We start from the raw sequence: 6725 nt of genomic DNA on the forward strand, positions 1-6725 counted from the left end.
GGAAAGCGTTGGGCAAGCATCAGGGCAATTACGCCTGTTCCTGTACCTATATCTAAAATGCTTAAAGGGTCTTTAACATTAGTCAATGCACCGAGCAAAACGCCATCAGTATTGATCTTCATGGCGCAGCCGGTTTGGTCAACGCTGAATTGTTTAAAGCGAAACATCGAAGCTAAATTATAATTAAATATTTACTTTTAGCTTTATTAACCGCCGTTGTTGGTGTTGTCACTATAGGTGTTCGGAAGAAATAAAAAGAAAGCTTGGGCCTAGTGCGATTCCTTCCTTGGGGAAGGGGGAGGTAGGGGTTTATTGAACATTACAGGTTTAATCGCACGTATAAACCCCTCCCTGCCATTTCACAATCCACGGCACCCCTCCCAAGGGAGGGAATATATACTGCAATTACAATCTTCCGAACACCTATGGTGTTGTCACCAACAACTCTTAAAATTACTTTTCGTAAAGTTCCAGCGGCAATCCATCCGGATCGGCAAAAAAGGTGAAGCGTTTGCCGGTTAGTTCATCAATGCGGATAGGTTCAATGGCTACCCCAAATTCTTTAATATGGAATACCGCTTCATCTAATGCATCAACCTCAAAAGCCAAATGACGCAGACCTGCAGCTTCAGGATGGGACTGTCGCGTGGGCGGGTCAGGAAATGAAAAAAGCTCGATCTGGTATTGGTTGCCCACTTCCAGATCAAGCTTGTATGATCGTCGTTCTTCGCGATAAACTTCCTGTACTATTTTTAAACCCAATACCTCACTATAAAAATGTTTCGACTTTTCATAGTCCGAACAAATGATAGCTACGTGGTGTACCCGGTTTAGTTTCAGCATTACTCGCCTAAAATAGTATGTAATACATTGCTGTGAACCATTTTCAGATCGGTAACATGACCAAATGGCTCTTCGTCAATATTAAGAAAACCATTGTTAACGGTACCAAGTAAACTAAATTCAGTTTCGCTGGTAGCCATAAATTCAATAAAGCGTTCCTGCTCTTCCGGAGCAACGGTTACCACTACCCTACCCTGTGCCTCACCAAAAAGGAAAGCATCTTTACGGATAGCGCCATCTGTTTCGATATCAAAACCCAGTCCGTTTGGCATAGCTGATTCTAACAGGTTGATATATAAACCACCGTCGGCCACGTCATGTGCAGATTCTATCACCCGGTGTTTGATCAGTTCTTTTACCGTTTGCTGCATATCATACTCCTTATCCATGTCAAAATAAGGTGCAGGTGCTTTTAAAATTTTATGCCACGAAGCCAGGTATTGTGATGATGCGATATCATTTACAGATTCGCCTATCAGGTATATCAGGTCGCCGGGCTGTTTAAAGTCGGCGGTCATGATGTTGCCTGTATCTTCCATAATGCCCAGCATACCAATAGTTGGTGTAGGGAAAACGGATCCACCATCAGCCGATTGGTTATAGAAGCTCACGTTACCACCGGTTACCGGGGTTTCAAACTTACGGCAGGCATTACCCATACCTTTTATAGCGCTCACAAACTGCCAGTAAACCTCAGGATTGTAAGGGTTACCAAAGTTTAAGCAGTTGGTTATAGCAACAGGTTCGCCACCGGCACAGGTAATATTACGGGCGGCTTCGGCCACCGCAATCTCTGTACCTTTCAACGGATCGGCATATACATAGCGCGAGTTACAATCGGTAGTTAACACAATAGCCTTATCAGTATCCTTAACCGCAACAACGGCTGCATCACAGGCCAGGTTAGCGGTCATGGTTTGTACACCAACCATACTGTCGTACTGATCGGTTACCCAACGTTTTGACGCGATGTTAGGGTGCGACGCCAAATGTTCGGCAACTTCAACCAGGTTAGCAGGTTCAGGTACATCATCAATGTTAAACTTTTGATTTTCGGCATAATAAGCAGGCTCGCGGTATTCGCGTTCGTAAACGGGTGCACCGCCGCCTAATACAAGGTCGTCTGCAGGTACATCGGCTACTTTTTCGCCATGCATATAATACTCTAAACGCTGGGTATCGGTCACCTCACCAATAATGGCGCAGTTCAGATCCCATTTATCAAAAACAGCCTCAACTTCTTTTTCACGCCCCTTATGTACCACAATAAGCATACGCTCCTGTGATTCTGACAACAGGATCTCGTATGGTTTCATGTTAGCCTGGCGGGTTGGTACCAAATCCAGGTCTATACGCATTCCATGCTCACCTTTGGCGCTCATTTCGGAGTTAGAGCAGATGATACCGGCAGCGCCCATATCCTGCATACCTACCACGGCGCCGGTTTTTATAACTTCTAATGTAGCTTCTAACAGCAATTTTTCCTGGAAAGGATCACCTACCTGTACGGCCGGTAAATCGTTAACAGAATCGGCAGTGATATCTTTTGATGCGAAAGCCGCGCCATGGATACCATCCTTACCGGTTGCCGAACCTACTATGTAAACAGGGTTGCCCACGCCGTATGATGTTGCCGAAACGGTTTCGCCCGCTTTAACAATACCTGCCGACATGGCGTTAACCAATGGGTTCACATTATAGCAATCGTCAAAAAATAATTCGCCGCCTACCGTTGGGATACCAAAGGCATTACCATAATGGCTTATACCTTTAACTACGCCCTTAACCAGCCACTGGGTTTTCTCCAGTTTAAGATCGCCAAAGCGCAGGGAGTTCAGTTGGGCAATGGGCCTTGCACCCATAGTAAATATATCGCGGTTGATACCGCCCACACCTGTGGCAGCACCCTGGTAAGGTTCTAATGCCGATGGGTGATTGTGTGATTCGATCTTAAAGGCACAGCCAATGCCATCGCCAAGGTCAACAAGACCTGCGTTTTCTTCACCTGCCTTAGCCAGCATACGCGGACTATCTTTTGGTAAAGTTTTTAGCCATGTAATGGAATTTTTGTAGGAACAGTGCTCGCTCCACATTACCGCGAAAATAGAAAGCTCGGTAAAATTGGGCACTCGCCCTAATATCTCTTTAATACGTTCAAATTCTTCGGGTAATAAGCCTAAATCTTTGGCGGTTTCAACGGTGGTTAATTCCTGGTGCTCCAATGTACTATTGTTTTATTTGAAAGGATGCGCAAAATTAAGAAAAAAGGGCGAAAGGAGAAAGGTAAAAGGCGAAAGGTTTTGGGAGGCGGTGCGAATGGATGCGAGATGGCAGGGAAGGGTTTATACTGGTGATGAAATAAACAACTTATCGCATTTATATAACTAAGCGGTGCAATTTTTAACTTTTTAATTTTTATTTAACATTGGGCGTTGCCTGCGGCCGGGCTCTATGCTCATACTGCACAGGCATTAACCACCAGGCCGGTATCCGCGACGATCCCTAACGCAAAAAACGGATGTGTGTTTCCCAATCTGAATCCCCAAAACCTTTTAGAAATTAGCATTTAGAGTTTTTTAAATTTTAGCATTTGTTTCCGCAAGGCATTATAATAAAAAGGGCAAACGAAAATTATTCGCCTGCCCAAGTGGCCGCTTAACGATGCATACTTTCCCCCTATCGTTTCACGGACCAGCTTTTTTTATCTCCTATTGTTCAGATAATTGAAAATTAATAGGAATAGTATATTTAACCCGTACCGGCTGACCATTTTGAATACCTGGTTTCCAGGCTTTAGCCAGTTTCAGCACCCGCAATGCTTCTTCATCAAATCCATATCCAGCTCCCCGCTCAACTACTATATTTGATAAATGACCGTCCTTTTCAATAACAAAGCTTAAGAAAACCTTGCCCGAAACATTTTGATCCTGGGCAACTCCCGGAAACCTCAAATTTTTCTGTAAAAATTTGGCCCATGCAGCGGCACCGCCAACAGGCTCAGGCATTACATCTAATGTACCAGGAGAATGAACGGTTTCATCAGGCGCAGTACCAGTACCAGCCCCACCTCCACCATCGGGTTTACTATCTAAAACATTGCCGGCACCAGGAGCTCCGGGACTATCTACAGGACCTATTGTACTATTTTGTAATTCAGTAATAGTGGGCGGGTCAACGGGAGGATCTGTTGAAACTATCACCGGAATTTTAAACGCGGTTGTATGTACCGGTGCCGCAGGTTTAACAGGAGCGGCTGGTTTTACCGGATCGGGCTTTTTAAGCTCGGCCTTTACCGGAGGCTGTAAAAGCTTCGGGTTTAGCTCTATGGTGATCATTCTTTCTGCCGGTTTAGGCTTGGGCTTAAATATAATACTGACTGCCACTAAAATGGCGACACCGGTAAAGGCCATGGCCATGGCTTTCGTCATGTTGCGGCCATAGTGTTGCCTCAGGTCATAAGCACCATATTCTTTGTTACGATGATCGAATACAAGGTCGAGCCACTCGGCGTTGTACAAATTTAATTTGGCAAAATTCATAGTTAATAAAATTTAGTTTCATTAATAACGATTTTACATATGTAATATTTTATATATGATGAGATTATTTACAAATAAATTTCATCATATTTTCATCATTTACATACAATTCATCCAAATTCACTTTTAATAAAAAAAATAGCTCAAAAAATAAAATTTCAACTACTTTAAAGCAATAAAAGCAATTTTAAAGGTAGTTAAACTAAATATTTATCATACAAACACACAAAAAGTTAAAATATTTATAAAAAACATGCATTTATTTTAATTTTTTAGTACTTTTAGACATGGTTAACAGGCTTTACCAATTTACTGCCTTAATTTTTCTTCTTTTTACGGGCTTTTCAGCATCCGCAAGAGGAGGATTGTACCATATTGAGCAAAAAGACAGCAAAAAAACCTCTTTAAAAACTGCTAATCCAAATTCACATCCTTATAATTACGAGTATAGCATTAATAGTGTACCCTTTCCGGTAATTAATGTACAACAACACCGGGGAGCACATTCCTTACAGGGCTTTTTTTATAGCCCCTGCTTTTATTCCATAGGAATTAAATATGTGACCTTCATTTGCGGCCGTGGTACAAGTCAGTTGTCGCGCTTCCGTAAACTCATCCTTTTTCCGTTTCACGCTTTTTGGTAGTAGAAAAACAATTTCATCCGGATGCTCTGATTAAGCACCTGGATTTTATTGTTTTTTAAAAAATTTAGTTTTAATACTGGCCTGGCATTTTGATTGGGTGCCCGGCTAACTATTAATTTTTAATACTGCCTGGCATTTTGATTGGGTACCAGGCAGTATTAATAAACTTTATTAACTATTCCCTAAAACCCGAAACATGAAAAAATTCATACCCTTTGGCGTACTTATAATTGTAATTGTACTTGCCCTTATCTTCCCATCGGTTGAACTTACAACCGTTAAAGACAGTAAAATTGATAGCGGTGATACTGCCTGGCTATTAGTAAGTACTGCACTTGTACTGATCATGACCCCAGGACTTGCCTTTTTTTATGGCGGTATGGTTAGTAAAAAAAATGTACTCTCTACCATGCTGCAAAGCTTTGTATGTATGGGTGTTATTACCGTAATATGGGTTATTTTTGGATTTAGCCTTGCCTTTGGCGATACCATTGGTGGTTTTATTGGCGATCCGCGTACTTTCTTTATGATGAAAGGAACACTGGGCAATGCCACCTGGAAACTTGCGCCAACCATACCATTGGTATTATTTGCCATGTTCCAATTAAAGTTTGCCGTAATTACTCCGGCACTTATCACAGGCGCATTTGCAGAACGTATCCGTTTTAACTCATACGTTATATTCCTTTGCCTGTTCATGATATGTATATACGCCCCTCTTGCGCACTCAACCTGGCACCCTGATGGTTTCCTTTTCCAAAAAGGCGTACTTGATTTTGCGGGCGGTACAGTTGTGCACATGTCTGCAGGTTGGGCAGCACTTGCTTCGGCATTATATTTAAAACAACGTAATGATAAAACGCACACCCCTGCCCGTCTTAGCTATGTACTATTAGGTACAGGTTTATTATGGTTTGGCTGGTTCGGCTTTAATGCTGGTTCGGCTTTAGGTTCAGGCACATTGGCTGCTACCGCTTTGGCTACAACTACTACCGCTTCGGCAGCTGCTGCAATGGCCTGGATGTTCTTTGATATATTACGTGGCAAAAAACCAAGTGTTATGGGTGCCTGTATAGGCGCTGTTGTTGGCCTTGTAGCCATTACACCGGCAGCTGGCTTTGTAACTGTGCCACACTCCTTAATAATTGGTATTGTTGCAGCTGTAGTAAGCAACCTGGTTGTGATCTGGAGAACAACAACCACCATTGATGATACACTTGATGTATTCCCTTGCCATGGTGTAGGTGGTATGGTTGGTATGTTATTAACCGGCGTATTTGCCCATCAAAATGTAAACGGAGGCAACACTACCGGTAATGGTTTATATTATGGCGAAACTCATTTGTTTTTTCTGCACCTGATAACCTTAGTAGGCGTTTCGGCCTTCGCATTTTTTGGCTCATTGTTATTGTTAAAGATCACTGATATGATCAGCACACTACGTGTAACACCTGAACAAGAACTTGCCGGACTTGACTCAAGCCAGCACGATGAAGGACTTTAATTATTGCTCAATAAATCAAACCAAATAACTAAAAAAAACTAAAGCCGCATTTTTAAAAAATGCGGCTTTTTTTGACCGTTGATTTTAGTGATTGGTATGATTTCGTAGGTTTTTGTCCGAACCTTGATTTATGGGATTAAGGGATTATCATGATTCTTGACTAAATTGTTTGTCCTCTTTCACGCAACACCCAAC

The 6725-nt window shown here is 42.3% G+C and carries 5 protein-coding genes; 2 read left to right on the forward strand and 3 right to left on the reverse strand.

Going from position 1 to position 6725, the window contains the following annotated elements; all coding sequences use genetic code 11:
- Positions 1-453: 453 nt before the first annotated feature.
- The 3 genes from gloA2 to AC1DRQ_RS28615 all read right to left on the reverse strand — a co-directional run bounded on the left by gloA2 (position 454) and on the right by AC1DRQ_RS28615 (position 4382).
- Entirely contained in the window at positions 454-843 is a 390-nt protein-coding gene (gene gloA2, locus AC1DRQ_RS28605) for an SMU1112c/YaeR family gloxylase I-like metalloprotein (protein WP_477429099.1), read from the reverse strand.
- Entirely contained in the window at positions 843-3065 is a 2223-nt protein-coding gene (gene purL, locus AC1DRQ_RS28610) for a phosphoribosylformylglycinamidine synthase subunit PurL (protein WP_477429101.1), read from the reverse strand. Before purL ends, gloA2 begins: the two co-directional genes overlap by 1 nt.
- 486 nt (positions 3066-3551) lie before the next feature.
- The gene (locus tag AC1DRQ_RS28615; protein WP_477429103.1) at positions 3552-4382 is read right to left on the reverse strand and encodes an energy transducer TonB; all 831 of its coding nucleotides are present in this window, start codon (positions 4380-4382) and stop codon (positions 3552-3554) included.
- Between the two features lie 287 nt (positions 4383-4669).
- On the opposite strand from AC1DRQ_RS28615, the gene AC1DRQ_RS28620 reads away from it, so the two are divergent.
- Complete coding sequence (locus AC1DRQ_RS28620) at positions 4670-5026, forward strand: hypothetical protein (protein WP_477429105.1); 357 nt, start codon at positions 4670-4672, stop codon at positions 5024-5026.
- A gap of 196 nt (positions 5027-5222) precedes the next feature.
- The gene (locus AC1DRQ_RS28625; protein ID WP_429395162.1) at positions 5223-6530 is read left to right on the forward strand and encodes an ammonium transporter; all 1308 of its coding nucleotides are present in this window, start codon (positions 5223-5225) and stop codon (positions 6528-6530) included.
- The last annotated feature ends 195 nt before the right edge of the window (positions 6531-6725 follow it).

Source organism: Mucilaginibacter sp. P4_E8, assembly GCF_056401495.1.

What these genes read in the sequence shown, in the direction of transcription:
- AC1DRQ_RS28615 (WP_477429103.1), bottom strand. Translation starts at nt 4,382, where the DNA reads ATGAATTTTGCCAAATTAAATTTGTACAACGCCGAGTGGCTCGACCTT.
- AC1DRQ_RS28625 (WP_429395162.1), top strand. Translation starts at nt 5,223, where the DNA reads ATGAAAAAATTCATACCCTTTGGCGTACTTATAATTGTAATTGTACTT.
- AC1DRQ_RS28620 (WP_477429105.1), top strand. Translation starts at nt 4,670, where the DNA reads ATGGTTAACAGGCTTTACCAATTTACTGCCTTAATTTTTCTTCTTTTT.
- gloA2 (WP_477429099.1), bottom strand. Translation starts at nt 843, where the DNA reads ATGCTGAAACTAAACCGGGTACACCACGTAGCTATCATTTGTTCGGAC.